Below are 19232 nucleotides of genomic sequence, written 5' to 3'. Positions count from 1 at the left end.
GAGAATTGCGCCGTAGCCAGGCAAAAGGAAACGATCAGGTTTGACTGGTAACAAAGTAAGCAAACAGGAAGAGCAGATTGAGATGAGTGCCAGAATAATCGACGGGAAGGCCTTTGCGGCCACTGTGCGGGAAAAGGTGGCGGGCCATGTGGCGCGGCTGAAGGAAGAGCACGGGATTACCCCCGGACTGGCCGTCGTTCTGGTCGGTGAAGATCCGGCCAGCCAGGTCTATGTCCGGTCCAAGGGGGAGAAGACCCGCGAGGTTGGGATGAATTCGTACGAGTATCGCCTGCCTGCGACTGTGGCCGAGGACGAGCTTTATGCTCTCATCGACAAGCTCAATACCGACCCGGCGGTTCATGGCATCCTTTGCCAGTTCCCGGTGCCGCCGCATCTTTCGGAGCGTGATATCATCGCCCGGATCAGCCCGGAAAAAGATGTGGACGGGCTTAGCGTGATAAACGCAGGCAGGCTCGCCACCGGGCAGAAAACCATGGTGTCCTGCACGCCTCTCGGCTGCCTGATGATGCTGCGCGACGAACGTGGCGACCTCACCGGGCTCGATGCGGTGGTGATTGGCCGATCAAACCTCGTGGGCAAGCCGATGGGCCAGCTTCTTCTGCGCGATAGCTGTACCGTGACGATGACGCATAGCCGGACCCGCGATATTGCCGAAGTGGTGCGCCGAGCCGATATCGTGGTGGCTGCCGTCGGCGTGCCCGAGATGGTGAAAGGCGATTGGATCAAGCCCGGCGCGACGGTGATCGACGTGGGCATGAACAGGATTGATGCACCGGAAAAGGGCGCGGGAAAGACCCGGTTGGTCGGCGATTGCGATTTTGACAGCTGCGCAGAGGTTGCCGGTGCCATCACTCCGGTCCCCGGAGGTGTCGGTCCGATGACCATTGCCTGCCTGCTGGCCAACGCGGTCACCGCCTGTTGCCGCGCGCATGATTTGGCGGAACCCGAAGAGCTGACCGCCTGAGAATTCGAAAGCAGCCGCAAGGCTGCTCTTTCATTTCTCGGGATGGACCTCAGCTCTGCACCGGCACCATTGTGCCCTGCATCAGCGCGATTTGCTTTTCCTCGCCGCCGGTGCGGGCGAACACTTCGGATGTCACCACGACCAGACGTCGTCCCGGTTTGACCACCTTGCCCCGCGCGATCAGAAGATCGCCCTTGGCCGGTGACAGCAGGTTGATCTTAATTTCCGAGGTGAGCACTTCACAGTCTTCGGGCATGACCGACAGGGCGGCATATCCGGCGGCGCTGTCGCCGATGGCGAAGGTCAGCGCGGCATGACCAAACCCGTTCTGTTGCAACGAACCCGGCAGCAGCGGAGCGGTGATTTCGCATTCACCATTCGCCACGTAAATCAATCTGGCGCCGAGTGTTTTCATCATGGTCTGCGCATCGAAACTTGCCTGAATTTTGTTGGCTACCGTCATGTCTTCCCCTCTAAAAATGTAAAGTCTCGGGTTTTCTGGTCGTTGTAACGACTTGCAGTTGTCTTGCCCGCAATAATTGCAGTAAACCACTGGAAAGTCATTGTTTTGAGTTCTCAGCCCATTTTAGGTGTCCGAAATGAATAACCTCGTTTTTCGAGCTTTTAAGCATACATTTTCCTATCCGCCTGTCGCGATTTGGACGCTGATGGCGTTTGGGGCGGCGATCATGGGGCCCTTTGGAACGTTTTCCGTTTTCGGCTGGTGGCCCCGGATGGTTTATTGGTTCGTGATCTGCGGAAGTTCGGTTTTCTTGGCCTATCTGGTGCGGGCCGGAGTCGGGCATTTTATCCGCGATGAATTCAGTTTGCTGTTTGATGCGCTTAGTGTCTTTGGAATGACGGTGGTGTTTTCACCCCTTGCCTATGGCCTGACGGTGTTCATGTCGTTCGATCCCGGTGCGCCGGTGCCGGACCCTTGGCGGGTGATCTTGTTCGTGTTTCTGGTCGCCACCATCGTGCATGCAATCCGCCGGATTCATCGGTACAGCCAGATGTCGCAATTCGTATCGGAAGAAACCGGCAGTTTTCGTTTCGATGGGCAGGATGGCGAGGCCGCTTTGGCCGACGCCGAAGCTGAGACTGAGGCAGAGCAATCCGCCATTCAACAGTGCCGGTTGCAGGAACGTTTGCCCGAAGATATCCGTACCCCGATCCTGCATCTGAGCGCCCGGGACCATTTCGTCGATGTCGAAACCCATACCGCGCTCTACAGTCTGCGGATGCGGTTTTCGGATGCCGTTGCCGAAATGAACGGGGTGGAAGGGTACAATACCCACCGCTCACATTGGGTTTCCCGCGCTGCGATCTGTGAAAATGCAAACAAAGATGGCAAGCTTTTCCTGATTCTGGTCAATGGCACGCGGGTCCCGGTCAGTCGCAGTTTCCGCCCGCATCTGACCGATGCAGGGCTGATCGAGGGCGGCTGAGCTAGTCCCGCGGCATTGGCATCGGCAGCAGGTTCGGCCCGGTCAGGATCGCCAGCGCTTCGGGGCGCATCAGGTGCTTGAGCACCGCATGTGAAGTGTTCAGTCCGCCGGTATAAGTGCCATAGGCGGGCATGATGATGCGATCGCTGTCGATCAGGAAGCAAGGACGCGTGATGGATTGGCCGTGGGCCGTGACCCGCGCCTTGGGATGATAATGACCGGATATTTCGCCACTGGCTTGCAACCGGGCAATATGACGGAAGACGAGGGGCGGAAACGGCAGTTCGGCCATATGCGTGCCGCCGATGGCCAGAGGACCGGGATCATGGTTGCCCTGAATCCAGATCCAGCGGCGGCCCGCCTGCATCCGGGTGATCCACATCACGTCCGATTCGCTGATCCCGCGCGATGACGCGCTGTCGTCGAAACTGTCGCCGAGGCAGATCACCGAATTGGCCGCCGTCGTCAGCAGATCGCGTTCCAGCTGTGCCAGCGTTTCGCGGGTGTCATAGGGCGGCAGCATCGCACCGCCCAAACGGGCAATCCGTTCGGATCTGCCGAGGTGCAAATCCGAGACGCAAAGCACCCGTTTTTCGGGCCAGTAAAGCGCGCCCGATTTCATCGCTTCCAGCTTTACACCGGACAAGGTGAGCGAATACGTGTTCATGCTCTGTTCATTCGCATGTCATAGAGATTCCAGCAAGCGCTATCGTGCCTGAAACTTACAGATTGGCCAGCCCCGATTGCGTCATCAATTTGGCGGTTTCTGCCGCCAGCAGCCGTTCGCGGCCTTCGCCAGAGATCGGCACCTTACCGATTTCCAGCAACAGGGGGGCGGCCAGCGGCGTGATGCGGTCCAGTTGCAAATGGGTGATATTTCCGGCGGTGCGGGTGATCATGTCGCGCAACCGGGAAAAATCGATCAGCCCGCGCATCGCTTCGGCCTTGGTGATCCGCATCAGCAGGTGATCGGGGTCGTATTTCATCAGCGTGTCATACAGGATATCGGACGAAAATGTCGCCTGCCGTCCGGATTTGCGTTGTCCCTGAAAACTGCGCTGAATCAATCCGGCGATGGTCGCCGAGGTTTTGAAGGTGCGTTTCATCACCGCGTTGGTGGTCAGCCACCTGTCCAACCCCTGTTCCAGAGCATCAAGGCCGAATAACGGTGCCGGATCGCGCAGCGGTTCCAGCCCCCAGATCAGCGTGGCGTGATCGGTGGCGACGAATCCCAGCGGTGCCAGACCGGTTTCTTCCATCCGTTTGGTCAGAAGCAGGCCCAGTGTCTGCTGTGCATTGCGCCCGGCAAATCCGTAGATGCAGGTATGGGCCAGCCCATCATGCGGGAAGCTTTCGATCTGAATTTCGCCGGGACGGGGCAGGCGGGACATGTCGCGCTGCAATGCCAGCCATTGCGCAGTGTGAGAGGGCAGGTCGGGCCAGTCGTCCTGTTGCAGCATGCGCAAGATACGTTGTGACAATTGGGTGGAGGTGGAAAACTTGGTGCCCATGAAGGTGGCGATTTTGGGTTTCCGGCCGGGGTCTTTGCTGACTTCGACGACCAGTTCTTTCAGCGTTTCATAGCGCACCACCCGACCGCCGATCAGAAAGGTGTCGCCCTTGGTCAGCGACGCGGCGAAGGTTTCTTCGATCTCACCGAGCGGCGCGCCGCCGCGACCACGCATTTTTACCTTGAGCGTATCGGTGTCCTGAATGGTGCCGATATTCTGCCGGATCAGGGCGGCGCTGCGCGTGTCGCGCAATTGCCACAACCCGTCGGGCCGTTCCTGCAACCTTTGCCAGCGGTCATAGGCGCGCAGGGCATAGCCGCCGGTGGCGCAGAATTCGAAACAATCGTCGAATTGCGCCCGGGACAACCCTGCATAAGGCCCGGCGCGGCGGAATTCGTGAAACAGGGCATTGGGGGCAAAGGGGCCGGAACAGGCCGCGATCAGGATATGCTGGCACAGCACGTCGAGCGGGCCGGGGCCGCGCGGGTCGCCGTCCAGATCATGGTCCCTGACGGCTTCGAGCGCGGCGATGCATTCGACCACCTCGTAACGGTTGGCGGGGACCAGCAGCGCCTTGGATGGCGCATTGTAGCGGTGGTTGGCGCGGCCGATCCGCTGCACCAGCCGTTTGACGTTTTTCGGCGCGCCGATCTGGATCACCAGATCGACATCGCCCCAGTCTATCCCGAGATCGAGCGTCCCGGTGCAGACCACGGCGCGCAGTTCGCCGCGCAACATCGCCTGTTCCACCTTGTCGCGTTGACCCCGGTCCAGACTGCCGTGATGGATGCCGATGGGCAGGTTGTCTGCGTTGGCAAGCCAAAGATTACGAAAGAAAATTTCGGCCTGTGCGCGGGTGTTGTGGAAGATCAGAGTGGTCTTGTGATTTTTTACCTGCTCCAGCACCGCCGGGATCGCATAAGCCGCGCCGCCGCCTGACCATGGCGGCGCTTCATCGGTTTGCAGCATCTGGATATCTGGGTCGGGACCGGGATCGGCAGTCAGAATGGCGCAGGGTTCAGGAGGGGCGGCAAGGAAATCAGCGATGCCTTGCGGGTCTTCGACCGTGGCCGACAAGCCCACCCGGCGCAGTCCGGGGCAGAGCGTTTGCAACCGGGCGAGTGCCAGCGTCAGCTGATCGCCCCGCTTGCTTTCGGCCAGCGCGTGGATTTCATCGACCACTACCCGTTTGAGGCTGTTGAACATGCGCGGCGCGTCTTCATAGCTGAGCAGCAGCGCAAGGCTTTCGGGGGTGGTCAGCAGGATATGCGGCGGGTCGGCGCGCTGGCGTTTCTTGCGGCTGGACGGCGTGTCGCCGGTGCGGTCCTCGATCCGGACGGCCAAGCCCATTTCATCGACCGGCGTCTGCAGGTTGCGGCGGATATCGGCAGCCAGTGCCTTCAGCGGTGAGATGTAAAGCGTGTGCAGGCCCTGATGCGTTCCGTCTGCCAGCTCTGCCAATGTGGGGAGGAACCCGGCCATTGTCTTGCCGCCTCCCGTAGGCGCGATCAGCAGCAGCGCCGGGTCGGCAGCCCGGGCCAGCATCGCGGCCTGATGCGGGTGGATCGACCAGCCACGGTTTTTGAACCAGTCGGCAAGGGGGGCGGGCAAGGGCGTCATACCCGATATTTAGGCACGTCGGTATGAGAGTGCGAGAGGAGAGACGCGGCCACCGGCCATGAGCGCGCTGCAATGCAGGTATTCCGATGCGCCGCAACAGAACGTGTTGGCATCTGCGTATCAACAATGACGTTAAAATTCAGGAGTTTACCAAAATGGCATCCCTTCGCAACTGGGCCACACCGTTGACCATCGGCGCGTTCACGATTTCAGGCGTGACAGGCGTGTTGATGTTTTTCCATCTCGATACGGGGCTCAACAAGGTGGCGCATGAGTGGCTGAGCTGGGGATTGCTGGCAGGTGTGGGGCTGCATCTGACCGCCAATTTCCGGGCCTTTAAAACCTATTTCAAACGGCCCAAAGCGATGGCTGTCGTTGGGATTGCCGCCTTGCTTCTGGCAGGGTCTTTCTTTTCCTTGGGCGGCACCGGGAACACCAGCCCGGTGGCGGCGGTGATGCAGGGTATGGGGCGTGCCCCGGTCGACCGGGTGATCGCCCTGACTGGCGAAGATGTCGATGCCGGCTTGGCACGTCTGGGCGCGGCGGGGATCAAAGCCACGCCGGGCCAGACCATTGGTGCGCTGTCCGGTGGGGACCGGGGCAAACAGGCCGAAATTTTGCAGGTCATATTCGACCCGAGCGGAACCCAATAGATCAGCAATGCCAAGAAGGTGGCGCCAAGGCCATCGGCAACGGCGTCACTTCACAATCACTTCGTCCCGCACGAACATGTTGTCCCACGCCCGGTCGATCAGGTCGGGGGACATCTGATAGGGGATGCCTTCGAAATCGCAAATCGAAATCATCTGATCGATCAGGAAAACCGGCTGATAATTGGCATAGATATTATCGATGGTCGGATATTTTTTCTGTAACAGATGCACCAACGCGGTTTCGTCCAGCGGCATACCCTTCTTCTTGGCCACAAGGGCAAAGATTTTCAGGTAATCTTCCTGGCAGGGCCCGTCGATCTTGATCTTGTAGAAAATCCGGCGCAGTGCCGCCTGATCGAAAATCTCGTTCGGGTGGAAGTTGGTGGAAAAAATCACCAGCGTGTCGAACGGCACTTCGAACTTTTCGCCCGATTGCAGCGCCAGAATATCCTTGTTCTCCTCCAGCGGCACGATCCAGCGGTTGACCAGCGATTGCGGCGGTTCCGACTGGCGGCCAAGGTCGTCGACGATGAAGATGCCGCCCGTCGCCTTCAGTTGCAAAGGCGCCTGGTAAGTGCGGGCGGTGGGGTTGTATTTCAGGTCCAGCATGTCGAGCGTCAACTCGCCGCCAGTGATCACGGTGGGGCGGTCGCAGTGGACATAGCGGCTGTCGAAACCTTTCTTGCGGCGCAGGGAATGCGGGTCGTCTTCGACCGCTTCGGCCTTGGAATGCACGATCGGGTCGTAAACAGTGATCACCTGACCGGAATATTCGATCGCGCGGGGGACATAGATCTTGTCGCCCATCGCGTCGCGGATACCGTTGGAGATCGAGGATTTGCCGTTGCCCGGCGGTCCATACATCAGGATCGAGCGGCCCGAGCTGACGGCGGGACCAAGGTTCGACAGCAGGTCAGTGGGCAGCACCAGATGGCCCATCGCGCTGGTCAGTTGTTGCCGGGTGATCTGAATATCGCGGATCGACTGGCGCTTGATCTGTTGGCGGTAAACATCCAGCGGCACCGGCATCGCGCCGTAATATTCCGACTGCGCCAGCGCATCCAATGCCCGCGCCTTGCCCGCATCGGTCAGTTGGTAACCCATTTCGTTGCCCGCATTGGCGTTCAGCGTGCCGGTCGCTTCAAGCAGTTTCTGACCACGCGCGATATCGATCAGTTCCTGTGTCACCATGCGCGGCAGACACAGCGCGGCGGCGGCATCGGTGACTGTGCCGGTGCTTTTGCGAAACATGGTTTTCAACAGGATGTCGCGCATCATCGGGATTGGCAGGCGCATGTCGTCCAGAGTGTTGGGCGGCGGCGGCGGGGTAACGCCGGTGCTGGGCTGTACCTGCATATTCATTTCATATCCTGCTCTTGTCATCAAAACTGCGCCGCGTCGGGCTATCATGCGCGATACTGGCCGCAGAGTTGGGCAAAAAAAGGGAGAAATCCGCGCGGGATCAGGCCAAATTGAGATAAATGCGGCCGGTTCAGCCGCCGTATACCGCCCCGATCAGCAGGTAGAGCGACAGGGTGGTCCCCAGTGGCAGGCCCATCGGGAAATCGCCCTTGCGGGTCCAGCTTTCCCAGTCCGGCGCCAGCTTGCGCAGTGGCGTCACCCCGGCCAGCCGGTGCGCGGCAACCGCGGCCAGCGTCACCGTGGCGAACAGCATCACCACCAGTTTCCAGTCGCCCAGCATCACGTAAGGTGCGGCGGCGGCGGTGAATTTAGCATCCCCGGCCCCGATCAATCCGGCGCCGTTCATCACCATGCCGACCAACAACAGGATCACCAGTTGCAACAATTGCCACCCGACCTGTTGCAGCGGCAGCAGGAAGGGCGCGGCCACGACAAAGGCGACGGCCAGCAGGATCACCGCCTTGTTGGGGATTTTCATCACCCGCAGATCGCTTAGGGCCGACCAAAGGCAGGCGGGCAGGCTGATCAGGAAAAGCCACAGCGCCACCGATTGCGGCATGTGCAGGGTCGGGGCGATGGCGGACAGGGTGGTCACGAGCGGCGTCAGCTTTCCAGTGCCCGCAGGCTGCGCACGGCGGCTTCGAAATGCTGCGGATGGGTGTCGATCGCTTCGTGCAGCAATCCCTTGGCGGTTTCGATATCGCCCTGTTTTACGGCGCTGAGACCCAGCGTGTGCAACAGTTGGGCGCGCTCGATCTGATTCATCGGAATCACCGGCAGAGAATAATTGCGCTGTGCGCCCCGGGCCAGAACGATGTTGTTCTTGGCCGTGAACAGGGCCGGATCGTTGCGGATCGCTTCGCCGAACAGACGTTCGGCTTCGGCAAAATCGCCCCGGGTCAGCTTCGAATAGCCCCAGTTGTTCAGAACGCTGGCGGGCCGGGTGGTCAGGCCGATGGCGGTTTCATAGAAACTGTCAGCCTTTTTCCATTCCTTGTTGCTGTCTGCGACCATCGCTTCGAGCCGGTAGCGTTTGAAGGATTCAAAGGTCGGCGGGATCGCGTCCAGCGCTGCATCGGCATCGTCCCATTGCCCGGTGCGGATCAATGAATCGGCCAGATCGACGCGGTCGTCATCGGTGGCTTCGGCAGATTTGACCACCTTGCGCCAGACCGGCACCGCTTCGGTTGCGCGGCCTGCGCGGACCAGCGATTTCGCCAAGCCGCGTTGCAAATCCAGCCGGTCGGGATTTTCGGATGCGGCGCGTTTGAAATAATTCACCGCCTCACCGGCATCTGCCACGGTCAGCATGATGTCGCTGAGATTGTTTTCATCCACCGCGTTGACCGCGCTCATCGCACGGTCGACCTGGTTTTTACCGCGTATGTCTTCACAGGCGGACAGACCCAACGCGGCTGTCAGACCCAGAGTCACAAGAAGGGGATGGCGCATATTTTGCGTCCTTGTACTGCTCTTGCCATGTCATGGTATCCGGCGCAGGACATAGCTGCCGCTGCCGCGCTGTACCAATTTATATTCTTGTTCTAACTCGTCATCATAATCCGGATTTTCAAATTTTGCGAGTGCCAAGCGCAAATTATCGCGAATTGAGTCACTTTCGCCATTGTCGAGCGCATAGGCCTTTTTGAAAATCTGCACGGCTTCGCCCAGTTTGCCCCGTTCCATCAGCACCACGCCCAGATTGTTCCAGACCTCCGGTATCGCCTGATCGGTCGCAACCGCCTGTCGCAGCTGGCGTTCGGACTGACCCAGACGGCCCAGCCCCAGATTGGCGGTACCGATCCCGGACAGAACATCGACGGTCATGCCGTGGTCCAGCGCGGCGCGGGAATAGGCTTGCAGCGCCAGTTCGTATTCCCCTGCCTGCATCAGCCGTTGACCGACAACCAGCCCGTCAACGGCCTGCCCGCGGGGCGCAACACCGGGCGCATAGGTCGTGTCAGACGCGCCAAGGCCGCCTGTTGAACAGGCGGCCAAAGCGGTAAGTGCAACCAGGCCAAGCCCGGCGCGAAAGCGTTTCATTTGTTATCTGCTCATTTACCCAAAGCCGTGATCCCGATCACCGACGGCGCGACCAGAATGATCAACAACGGCGGCACGGTGAGCATCATTGTGGCAAGGGTCATCTTGGTAGGCAACTTATTTGCTTTCTCTTCCGCGCGCATAACGCGTTTATCCCGCATTTCCCCGGCATAGACCCGCAACGCTTCGGCGATCGAGGTGCCGAAGGTCTGCGATTGAACCATCACGGTCACGAAGCTGGATACGTCCGGTACGCCGCAGCGTTCGGCCATGTCGGCCAAGACGTTGGATTTGTCCTTACCGGCCTTGACCTGCTGGGACACGATGTCGAATTCATCGGCCAGCGCCGGGTAGGAGGCGCGGATTTCGCGGGCGACGCGGATGATCGACTGGTCCATCGACTGGCCTGCTTCGACGCAGACCAGCATCATATCGAGCGCGTCTGGAAACCCGTCGGTGATTTCATCCTGCCGCGCCTGTTGCCGGCGGGTGACCCAGTATTTCGGGGCCATGTAGCCGACGATGCCGGGGCCGAGAACATAGATCATCGCTTCGGTTGGTTTGGTTTCGCCACCCGATTTGAACAGCAGGTAATACAGCACCCCCACGATCAGCAGTCCGATCCCCAGCGCGAACTGGCTGAAGTGATAGATCATCACCGCCTCTTTCGACTGGTATCCGGCCTGCGTCAGTTTCATCCGGACGTTGGAAAATTCTTCTTCGTCCTGCGGTTCCAGGAAGGTGGAATATTTTTCCAGCTTCTGACCGCTTTTGGCGGTGCGCAACGACGAGCCGCGAATAGGGTCGTCCCGGTGGGCGTCCTTTTTCAACTTGTCCAGCGGGTCTTCGCCGGATTTGAACAGGAAGGGCAGGGTGATCAGGATCAGGGCGATGCCCAGAAACCCTGCCAGCATCAGAGGGCCGGTGCCACTGGCAGATGCGCCGAAAATTGAATTGACGATATCCATAGCAGTTCTCCTCAGACCTTGATGTTCACCAGCATCCGCATCACGAACATGTTCGCCACCAGGAACACGCCGACCGCTATGCAGGCGGGAATGAACATCGGGTGATCGAGAACGTCATCGTAATAATGCGGATCGGTCAGGTTGATGCCGACAAGCGCCATCAGCGGGAAGCCGGACAGGAATTTGCCCGACCATTGCGCTTCGGCGGTGATCGCCTTGACCCGGCGGAACAGGCGGAAACGGGCGCGGATGACCTTGGCCAGACCGGCCAGGATCTCGGCCAGGTTGCCGCCCGATTGCTGCTGAATAGTCACCGCCACGGCAAGGAAGCGCAGATCCTGCAATTCCAGCCGTTCGGCCATGTCCTTGAGCGCCTCGCCGACATCGCGGCCATATTGCGCTTCGTCCGCGATCATGCCGAATTCTGTGGCCAGCGGATCGGCCACTTCGCGGGCCACGATCTGAATGGCGGAACTGAACGGATGGCCGACCCGCAGTGATCGCACCATCAATTCGATGGCATCGGGAAGTTGTTCCTCGATCATCGCCATGCGCTTCTTGGCCTTGCTTGAAATCCACAGGAAAACGCCGCCGACCCCCATCGCAACCGATGCCCCGGCGCGGATCACCACGCCGGTCTGGGTGCCGACGGTCAGCGCCACGAAGGCCATGGCCGACAGCCCGGCCATGATCATCAGCAGTTGGGTGGGGGAAAAGGCAATCGCTGCCTTTTGCGCCTTGGCCGCCAGAATCGAATAGACCGGGATGGCGCGCCATTGCATATGCTGGCCCATCTCCTTGCGGAGTTTTTCCATCACTTCGGTGCGGTTACCGCCCTTTTCCAGCATGTCGAGCCGCCGGTTGACCCGGTTGTTGAGGCTGATCGAGCGGCCGAAAACGGTCAGGTAGATCCCTTCGACGATGACCAGAACACCGACAAAGATCAGACCGTAAATAAGCGGTTGAATGGGAATGGACATCGGCGTTACTCCGCAGCAGCAGGTTCAAAGATTTCGGCGGGCAGGTCATAGCCCCACAGACGGAACCGTTCCGAATAGTGACTGCGGACACCGGTCGCGGTAAAGTGACCGATGATCTTGTTTTCCGGGGTCAGGCCGACGCGCTGGAAGCGGAACACTTCCTGCATCGAGATCACGTCGCCTTCCATGCCGGTGATTTCGGTGATCGAGGTCATCCGGCGGCTGCCGTCCTGCAACCGCGACGCCTGTACGATCAGGTTCACCGCCGACGAAATCTGGCTGCGCACCGCTTTCAGCGGCATTTCCACGCCGGACATGGCGATCATGTTTTCCAACCGGCTGAGTGCATCGCGCGGGTTGTTGGCGTGGATCGTGGTCATCGACCCGTCATGGCCAGTATTCATCGCCTGCAGCATGTCGATGACTTCCTCGCCGCGGGTTTCGCCGACGATGATCCGGTCCGGGCGCATCCGCAGGGCGTTTTTCAGGCAGTCGCGCGCGGATACTTCGCCCTTGCCTTCGACATTTGGCGGGCGGCTTTCCATCCGGCCGACATGGACCTGCTGCAACTGCAATTCGGCGGTATCTTCGATGGTCAGGATGCGTTCGGAATTGTCGATGAAGCCCGACAGTGCGTTCAGGGTGGTGGTTTTGCCCGACCCGGTGCCGCCCGATACGATGATGTTCAGCCGGGTCGCGACGGCGGCCTGAAGATAGGCAGCCATTTCTTCGGAAAAGGCGCCAAAGCCGACCAGTTCGTCGATGCCCAGCTTGTCCTTTTTGAATTTCCGGATAGATACCAGCGATCCATCCACCGCGATCGGGCCGACCATCGCGTTAAAACGCGATCCGTCCGCCAGACGGGCATCGACATACGGGTTTGATTCATCGACCCGCCGACCCACCGCCGAAACGATTTTGTCGATGATCCTCAAAAGATGCTTTTCATCCTTGAAGGTAATGTCGCTCAGTTCCAGTTTACCGTCGCGTTCCACGAAGATGCGCTTGGGCCCGTTGACCAGAATATCGTTGACGGTGTCGTCTTTCAGAAGGGTTTCCAGCGGCCCCAATCCGGTGACTTCGTCATAAAGTTCCTGAAACAGCTGACCACGGTCTTCGCGGTTCAGAACGATGCCTTTTTCTTCCAGCACTTCGGCAGAGATCGAGCTGATTTCAGACCGCAGATCGGTTTCGGTGGCGGTTTCCAGCGCGGCCAGATTGAGGTTGTCCAACAGGGCGCGATGCAGTTCGAGCTTGATTTCCGACAGCCGTTCCTTGCGCTTGCGTTCCTTGTCCTGCGGGACCGATTGCGCGGCGGCCTTCTGCGCCGGTTTGCGGATGCTGACAGGTTTCGCAGCGCCGGCACGGGTTTCGGCCGTCTTTGGCATTGCCACTACTTTCGCAGCTGGCTGTGCGGCGGCTTTGCCGCTGTCGTTTTTTTTGTATCGTGAAAACATCGCGTAGTCCCCCTAATTTCCGATTAACCCGGTTCCGACTGGCCCAACTCGTGAAGCGACGCCGCCAGTTTGGCGATTTCCTTGCGCAACGGATTCTTGGCCGCGCTTTCCGCCAAGGGTGTGCCGTGATCGCCCGCCTGGGTGACCTGTTTGCCGCCATCGGGCATTTGCAGGTCGATTGAGATATCAAGGCTGTCCGCCATCCGCTTGACCCGGGATTTCCCGCTTAGATCGGTGAATTTCGGTGCCCGGTTCAACACGAAGCGCAGCTTTTCGAACGGCAGGTCTTCGGATTGCAGCGCACGCTTGAGCCGCAATGCGTTCTGTGCCGACCGCATATCCAGTTCCACCATTGCGAAATAGACATGTGCGGCGTTCAGCACCGTTTCGGACCATTGCACCAGAGTTCTGGGCACATCAATAAGGACATAGTCGAAATGGCGCCGCGCGACGTCGATGATGCGCTGAATGTCTTCCGGTCCGACCAGATCCAGCGGAAGCATTTCCTTGGGTGCGGTCAACACGTGAAGCTTGTCCTTGTAAGACATCAAGGCCTGGGTGAAGAGATCGTCATCCAGCGCCTCTGTATCGGACAGCAATTCATAGACCGCATCACGGCGGGGCAGGTCGAGATAGGTCGAAACCGTGCCGAATTGCAAATCCAGGTCGATGATACAAACTCTTGGCGGTGTTTGCTTTTTCTTGACGCCAGCGATCAGTTCCCAGCCCAGATTGGTCACCAGGGTCGTCGCCCCGGTGCCACCGGCCAGGGGATGCACGGCGATGACCACGCCTTCGCGGTCATGTGCCGATTTCGGGGCGCGGGACACCGGTTCAGATCCGCTTTCGTCAGCGTCGTCTGCGGCATCTTCGGGCTGGTCTGCCATCGGTGCGGGCGCGCGCAGCCGTTCGATTGCGGCCTGCAATTCGTTTTCCGGCAACGGGTAGGGGACGAATTCATCGGCCCCCTGACGCAGTAGTTGATGCAACGCCGCCGGTGTGACTTCTTCGGCGATCAGGATGATCTTGATGCCCAGCCGTTTGGCCGAGGAAATGATTTCGCCCAGCAGGACCAGATCGTTTTCGTCATTTCGGTCGATGGCAATGGCCACGAATTCCAGCAGGCTGGCATCCGGTTGCTGAAAAAAGGCAAGCGCATCGGAAAATCCCAGGTCGCCCCAGGCTTCGCCCATCACGGCTTCCATGTCTTCGATCAGCAAATCGAAGTTCTGAACGTCCCGACTTATCGTACAGGCCAGGATCGGGCTGGCTTCTGCAGGTGAATTGTCGCTACTCGTCATTGCCTCTTGTCCTTCAGCTCGAACGCTGCGGGCAATGCAAGGTCGGGTTTTTAAGCGCCCCGTTGCCTCATCCCGCGAGCGCCGCATCTGGCTGATGCCAGACGCACTACTCCGTATGAGGTTAAGATCGCGGGGAATCTGGGCGAGATTAGGGCCAAACTATCGAAATTGTGCGGTATTTCCGGACGATCCGCGCCCAGAAGCCACATTGTCCCTATTGGGTGCTGCCTGTGGTCACGCTGTTTTCGATTCCGGTCAGCGTGGTCGGGACAACAGCGCTTTCGACATAATCGCGATAGACGATCTGGGCATATCTGCCATCCATGACCGTGGGATGACGACGGACAAAGCCGGTCACCTCGGTCACCGTGCGCCGGTTCTGCCGTTCGCGGTTTTTGGTCACGATCAACGGCTGGGTCTCACCCTGCGACACGACCGCTTCGAGCCGCGACCGGCTGATGCCGTATTGTGACAGGACACGCACAACCGCATTGGCGCGGCGTTTGCCCAAGCCATAGTTATAGCTGGCACTGCCGACCGCGTCGGTATGGCCATAAACCTTGAACCGGACTTCGGGGAATTGGCGAATCCAATCGGCCTGACGCCGCAGAATGGCGGCGGATTGCGCATCAATCCGGGTTGAATTGAATTCGAAATTAATGGTGGTGGGCACTTCTTCGGCGAACCGGTGGGCCAGATTGCTGACATAGTTTTTTTCACCCGACAGAATCTGGGTGTTGTTCTGGGTCGCGTTGCCGAAATCGCCCCCTGCCACCAAGGCACCCGCTTCGCCGGTGAAGGACGAATAGCTGTTGGTGCCTTCGCATCCGGCGGTAAAGGCGACACTGCCCAGCAAAGCGATCTTGAGAAAAGCGGTTTTCATTCGATCACTCCATTACATAGCCGTAAGAGCCGCTGAAATCCTGACGGGCGACTTCGCCAGCCGCGCCTTTCAGTTTGCGCGACTTATCGCGTGAGACGCGGCCATAGAGGAACAGGTCCTTTTCCGACGGCGGTTTGATCCGGTCGGTCGGCAGCGCCAGTGCGTCGCCCCGGGTGGGGGTCACCAGATGCGCCGTCACGATGATCACCAGTTCAGACTGCGACCGCTGATATTCGGCGCTGCGGAACAGCGTCCCCAGGATCGGGATGTCGCCCAGCCATGGTACCTGACCGTTCAGATCGACGAAATCGTCCTGCAACAATCCGGCGATGGCAAAGCTTTCGCCGTCGCGCATTTCCACCGTGGTCGAGGTTTCGCGGCGGCGAAACGCGTCGATGGTGAAGGATTCAGTGGAATATCCCTTCGAGGAATCCAGAGCGGAGACCGCGGCCTTCAGTTCCAGATTGATCAGGTCGCCATCTACAACGCGGGGGACGAAATTCAGTTCCACCCCGAAAGGTTTGAATACGACCGAGATCACGCCGTTATCCTGACTGATCGGGACCGGGTATTCGCCACCGGCCAGAAATTTGGCTTCCTGACCTGACAAGGCGGTCAGGTTCGGTTCGGCCAGCGTTCGGACAACGCCTTTGCTTTCAAGAGCTTCCAGCAGAACCCCGACTTCGACAGATCCAACGCCGAAACCGAACAGCATGGCACCGTTATTTTCATTGACCGACGGTATGTTGCCGCCAAGCGCGGTTGCAACGCCGCCCGACGTGTTGGTCGTGTTCGAGCCGCCGTTCATGGTCAACCCGCCGCTATTGCCGTTCAGCGACAGTGACGAGCTAAGCGATTTGGACACGTTGCGCTGCATTTCTGCGAAGCGGACTTTCAGCATGACCTGCTGGACACCGCCCACTTTCATCAGGTTGGATACCCGTTCGGGCGCATAGCGTTCGGCCAGGCTGAGCGCGCTTTGCAGTTTCGCGGCTGAGGACACGGTGCCTGACAGTACGATGCCGTCATTGGCGGTGCGCACTTCAATTTTTTCACCGGGCAGGATCTGCCGCAGCCGTTCCTTGAATTCGGAAACATCGGCGGCGACGACCACGTCGACATTGGCGATCAGACTGCCCTGCGCATCCAGCAATGTCAGGGTGGTGGTGCCCGGCGATTTGCCCAAGACATAGATCGACCGGTCCGACAAAGAAGAAATATCCGCGATCGCCGGGTTGGCGATCGATAATTCCGCGAAGGGGGTTTCGCTTTCCACCACCACGGCGCGACTCATCGGGACTTTCAGACTGGAAGATGTCCCGTTTTTAACCACGCGAAGGTTCTGAGCCACAGCCGTCTGAGGCACCTGAGTGGTGCCCAAAGCCAATGTCAGACCGACAAGCGCGGCCTTGAATATCATTCGATTTTTCATGTGACCTGCCTTTTCGATCACGCCTCAATGCCGGGTCTTTTGCCCGTTTATATCGGGCAGACTGCGCGAATTTCTGATTTTTTGCAAGAATCAATAGGTTCGCGACCGGGTTTCACCTGATTTGCGGGTATTTCAGCGTCAGATGCGGCTGAAATGCAACGGGGCGGCCGCAGATGCGCCCGCCCCGTAATTACAGGCTTGATCCCGTTTAATTGGTACAGGGGATCGGAATTTCAACCACGTCGGCCCCACGGCGGGTCCGGATGGTACAAACCTCTTTTTGTACTTCGGCCTGTTCGACCGGGGCTTCTTCGATGATGCCCAGAAGATCGCGCTGATCCACTTCGATCGCGCCGGCGATGGTGTCATCTTCGGCCCCGACGAGGGACAGGGACAGCCGCCCGGTCGATTGCGCCTGAGCCAGCGCGGCGACCTGGTTCGGAGTGGCCGCGACCGTCACGGTGCGGGCGATGGATGCGGTCGTGGTTTCGTTGGTCGAGGTCTGATCGACCGCGATCAGCTTGACCGAACTTTCGATCAGCTTGGTGAATTCGCGCCGGTCATTAGGGCCGCCGGTGCGGCTTTCGCCTGTCCAGTAGACATCAACGCGGTCGCCGGGGCGCAGAAAACCGGACACGCCGCTGGCGACGTCAACTTCGACGGCAAAGGCCCTCATGCCGCGGTCCAGCCGCGAGGTCAGGCCTGCCTCTTCTCCGGGTTTGGTGATCTTGACCGCCAGAATCGCTTCGTTTTTTTCGATCTGGCGCAGCACGACGCGGCGTTGTTGCGGATTCTCCGGGTCGGGAAACAGGTCCGCAGCCGTGGAAAATACCCCCTCGGGCAGCGCATCGGCGGGATATTTTACCAGCCGCGCATCCTTGGGCGTCAGCGTTTCGCCATAGGCGAGGGGCCGGTTGGCAACTGCGACTTCCACGAGTTTGATATTGCTGGTCTGGGCGCTTTTTGCACGGGCCAGCTCGGCTTCGAAACCCGAGATGTAGTTATTCGCCATGTAGACGGCGAAACCAGCGAGCCCCAGCCCGACAATCAAGACCAATCCGAATATTGCACGCATGGCTAATCCTTTCTCTCTTGCCGACCGACCTGAACCGGACGCAAATTTTTCTATCAGGTTAAACTGGTGGAGAATTGCGGCGAAATGATGGAGCGGTGACGTCAGCAACTGGGTATTCAGTTGGTTTCGCCAGCCTCTGACATCGCGCTTTGCATCGAGCTGTTCGCAGTTTCGGCGACATTTTCGGTGCCGGTGAAAACCGGAAGGGTCGCGACAGCGGCGATGCCAGCCATGGCGGTGGTCAGAACAACCCATTCGATGGTGACTGCGCCGCATTCTTTCGTCGAAAAACGGCGCAGTTTGAATTTGATCCCAGGAAACATGGCGAAGCCCTCAAAATTACTCGTCCAAAAAGTCAAAACGCATAGACGATCACAGGGCGCGCGGCTGGCCGCTTCCAGTCCTCTCGCTGATCTGGGCTGGCGTGGAGCTGATGGCCGGGCTGCACCGCACCAATAAGGCGCGGCCCAATCTGTAGACCGGCTGGAACCGCATCAGTTGGTTGTGGTTGCGGTGCTCATATCCGTGGTCAGATCATTGACCAGGGTATTCGAGGCGGTGTCGATGCCGTTGGAGACGGTGGCAACGGCGGCGATGCCCAGACCGACAACGGCTGCGGTCAGCACAACCCAGTCAACGGTTACGGCGCCGTCTTCGGTTTTGCGGAAGTTTTTGATGAAATTGATCATGGTCGTTCTCCTGAAAAGCGACATTTTCAGCCCCCACAGTAGCGATTCCACTTTATTTTGCCGGGTGCTGTCGCGGTGTAGACAGCATTAGGGCGTCGGAATGGGGCAGGAATGGGGCGCGAAAAAGTCTTGTTCAGGACATTCCATAGCCCCGAGCAGCGATCGCATTGCCCGCGCGTTTCAGGATAGGCCGCGCCTGAAATCAGGCGCGGCCCTTGGTCTGAGCGAAGTCAGGCCGGAATTAGCTGCCGACGGCGGCGGCAGACGTCATGTCGGTGGTCAGGTCGCTGTTCAGCGAGGTCGCTGCGGCGTCGATGCCGTTGGATACGGTCGACACGGCGGCGATGCCCAGGCCAACAACGGCTGCGGTCAGCACAACCCAGTCAACAGTTACGGCGCCGTCTTCGTCTTTGCGGAAGTTTTTGATGAATTTGATCATGGTCTCTCTCCAGTAGATGTTTGTTTCAGTTCGCCCCGTCGTTGACGTCCCGGCCTCTCTCACTTGCCTGTCCCCGTCGTGGTATGACTGTATTTAGACCTTCGATTGGGGCGGTAATTGGGCGAATTAGGGAATTGTTAACGACGTTTTCGCGGTTGTTTCGGGACATGGCACGACAGTGTCGGGACGATAAGAAAAGGGCCGCGCCTGAAATCAGGCGCGGCCCTTGGTCTGAGCGAAGTCAGGCCGGAATTAGCTGCCGACGGCGGCGGCAGACGTCATGTCGGTGGTCAGGTCGCTGTTCAGCGAGGTCGCTGCGGCGTCGA

Annotated in this window: 20 protein-coding genes; 3 read left to right on the top strand and 17 right to left on the bottom strand. The window is 59.2% G+C overall.

The genetic code is table 11. The features are described 5' to 3' along the window. The first annotated feature begins 82 nt into the window (after positions 1-82). Positions 83-985 (top strand): bifunctional methylenetetrahydrofolate dehydrogenase/methenyltetrahydrofolate cyclohydrolase FolD, encoded by a 903-nt coding sequence (gene folD / locus VOI23_RS14470; protein WP_323785625.1) that lies wholly within the window; start codon positions 83-85, stop codon positions 983-985. 49 nt (positions 986-1034) lie between these two features. Here the strand turns inward: folD and VOI23_RS14465 are convergent, their stop codons facing one another. Continuing rightward, positions 1035-1448, bottom strand: a complete 414-nt coding sequence (locus VOI23_RS14465) for a PaaI family thioesterase (RefSeq protein ID WP_323785624.1) — start codon at positions 1446-1448, stop codon at positions 1035-1037. 136 nt (positions 1449-1584) lie between these two features. Here VOI23_RS14465 and VOI23_RS14460 point away from each other — a divergent pair, with 136 nt between their 5' ends. Next, positions 1585-2433, top strand: coding sequence for a LytTR family DNA-binding domain-containing protein (locus VOI23_RS14460; protein ID WP_323785623.1), 849 nt, complete (start codon positions 1585-1587; stop codon positions 2431-2433). 1 nt (position 2434) lies between these two features. On the opposite strand, the gene pdeM is transcribed toward VOI23_RS14460, so the two are convergent. Both pdeM and VOI23_RS14450 read right to left on the bottom strand, forming a co-directional pair. Then, positions 2435-3100 (bottom strand): ligase-associated DNA damage response endonuclease PdeM, encoded by a 666-nt coding sequence (gene pdeM, locus VOI23_RS14455; protein ID WP_323785621.1) that lies wholly within the window; start codon positions 3098-3100, stop codon positions 2435-2437. A 55-nt stretch (positions 3101-3155) separates the two neighbouring features. Further along, positions 3156-5564, bottom strand: a complete 2409-nt coding sequence (locus VOI23_RS14450) for a ligase-associated DNA damage response DEXH box helicase (protein WP_323785620.1) — start codon at positions 5562-5564, stop codon at positions 3156-3158. Between the two features lie 155 nt (positions 5565-5719). On the opposite strand from VOI23_RS14450, the gene VOI23_RS14445 reads away from it, so the two are divergent. Continuing rightward, positions 5720-6217 carry a DUF4405 domain-containing protein gene (locus VOI23_RS14445; RefSeq protein WP_323785619.1) on the top strand — a complete coding sequence of 166 codons (498 nt, stop codon included), beginning with the start codon at positions 5720-5722 and terminating at the stop codon, positions 6215-6217. Positions 6218-6262: 45 nt separating this feature from the next. Here VOI23_RS14445 and VOI23_RS14440 read toward each other — a convergent pair whose 3' ends face one another. The 14 genes from VOI23_RS14440 to VOI23_RS14375 all read right to left on the bottom strand — a co-directional run bounded on the left by VOI23_RS14440 (position 6263) and on the right by VOI23_RS14375 (position 18906). After that, positions 6263-7579, bottom strand: a complete 1317-nt coding sequence (locus VOI23_RS14440) for an ATPase (RefSeq protein ID WP_323785617.1) — start codon at positions 7577-7579, stop codon at positions 6263-6265. 130 nt (positions 7580-7709) lie between these two features. Then, complete coding sequence (locus VOI23_RS14435) at positions 7710-8234, bottom strand: prepilin peptidase (protein WP_323785616.1); 525 nt, start codon at positions 8232-8234, stop codon at positions 7710-7712. Between the two features lie 8 nt (positions 8235-8242). Next, a complete protein-coding gene (locus tag VOI23_RS14430; RefSeq protein WP_323785615.1) occupies positions 8243-9091 on the bottom strand; it encodes a tetratricopeptide repeat protein in 849 nt (282 codons plus the stop codon). Positions 9092-9121: 30 nt separating this feature from the next. Beyond that, on the bottom strand, positions 9122-9682 hold the full coding sequence (locus tag VOI23_RS14425; protein ID WP_323785614.1) for a tetratricopeptide repeat protein: 561 nt from the start codon (positions 9680-9682) through the stop codon (positions 9122-9124). 11 nt (positions 9683-9693) lie between these two features. Next, positions 9694-10650 (bottom strand): type II secretion system F family protein, encoded by a 957-nt coding sequence (locus tag VOI23_RS14420; RefSeq protein ID WP_323785613.1) that lies wholly within the window; start codon positions 10648-10650, stop codon positions 9694-9696. Positions 10651-10661: 11 nt separating this feature from the next. Beyond that, positions 10662-11630 carry a type II secretion system F family protein gene (locus tag VOI23_RS14415; protein ID WP_323785612.1) on the bottom strand — a complete coding sequence of 323 codons (969 nt, stop codon included), beginning with the start codon at positions 11628-11630 and terminating at the stop codon, positions 10662-10664. A 5-nt stretch (positions 11631-11635) separates the two neighbouring features. Further along, positions 11636-13087 carry a CpaF family protein gene (locus VOI23_RS14410; protein WP_323785611.1) on the bottom strand — a complete coding sequence of 484 codons (1452 nt, stop codon included), beginning with the start codon at positions 13085-13087 and terminating at the stop codon, positions 11636-11638. A 23-nt stretch (positions 13088-13110) separates the two neighbouring features. Then, entirely contained in the window at positions 13111-14388 is a 1278-nt protein-coding gene (locus tag VOI23_RS14405) for an AAA family ATPase (RefSeq protein ID WP_323785610.1), read from the bottom strand. Between the two features lie 214 nt (positions 14389-14602). Next, positions 14603-15271 (bottom strand): OmpA family protein, encoded by a 669-nt coding sequence (locus VOI23_RS14400; protein WP_323785609.1) that lies wholly within the window; start codon positions 15269-15271, stop codon positions 14603-14605. Between the two features lie 4 nt (positions 15272-15275). Next, positions 15276-16703: a type II and III secretion system protein family protein gene (locus VOI23_RS14395; RefSeq protein WP_323785608.1), complete on the bottom strand. Its 1428-nt coding sequence runs from the start codon at positions 16701-16703 to the stop codon at positions 15276-15278. Positions 16704-16911: 208 nt separating this feature from the next. Further along, complete coding sequence (gene cpaB, locus VOI23_RS14390) at positions 16912-17778, bottom strand: Flp pilus assembly protein CpaB (RefSeq protein ID WP_323785607.1); 867 nt, start codon at positions 17776-17778, stop codon at positions 16912-16914. Between the two features lie 116 nt (positions 17779-17894). Beyond that, a complete protein-coding gene (locus tag VOI23_RS14385; RefSeq protein WP_323785606.1) occupies positions 17895-18101 on the bottom strand; it encodes a hypothetical protein in 207 nt (68 codons plus the stop codon). Positions 18102-18272: 171 nt separating this feature from the next. Further along, complete coding sequence (locus tag VOI23_RS14380; protein ID WP_323785605.1) at positions 18273-18467, bottom strand: pilus assembly protein; 195 nt, start codon at positions 18465-18467, stop codon at positions 18273-18275. Positions 18468-18708: 241 nt separating this feature from the next. Next, positions 18709-18906, bottom strand: a complete 198-nt coding sequence (locus tag VOI23_RS14375) for a pilus assembly protein (protein WP_323785604.1) — start codon at positions 18904-18906, stop codon at positions 18709-18711. Between the last annotated feature and the right edge of the window lie 326 nt (positions 18907-19232).

It is taken from the genome of Thalassovita sp. (assembly GCF_034670005.1).
GTDB lineage: Bacteria > Pseudomonadota > Alphaproteobacteria > Rhodobacterales > Rhodobacteraceae > Thalassobius.
This window is presented reverse-complemented; position numbering and strand designations above follow the sequence as displayed.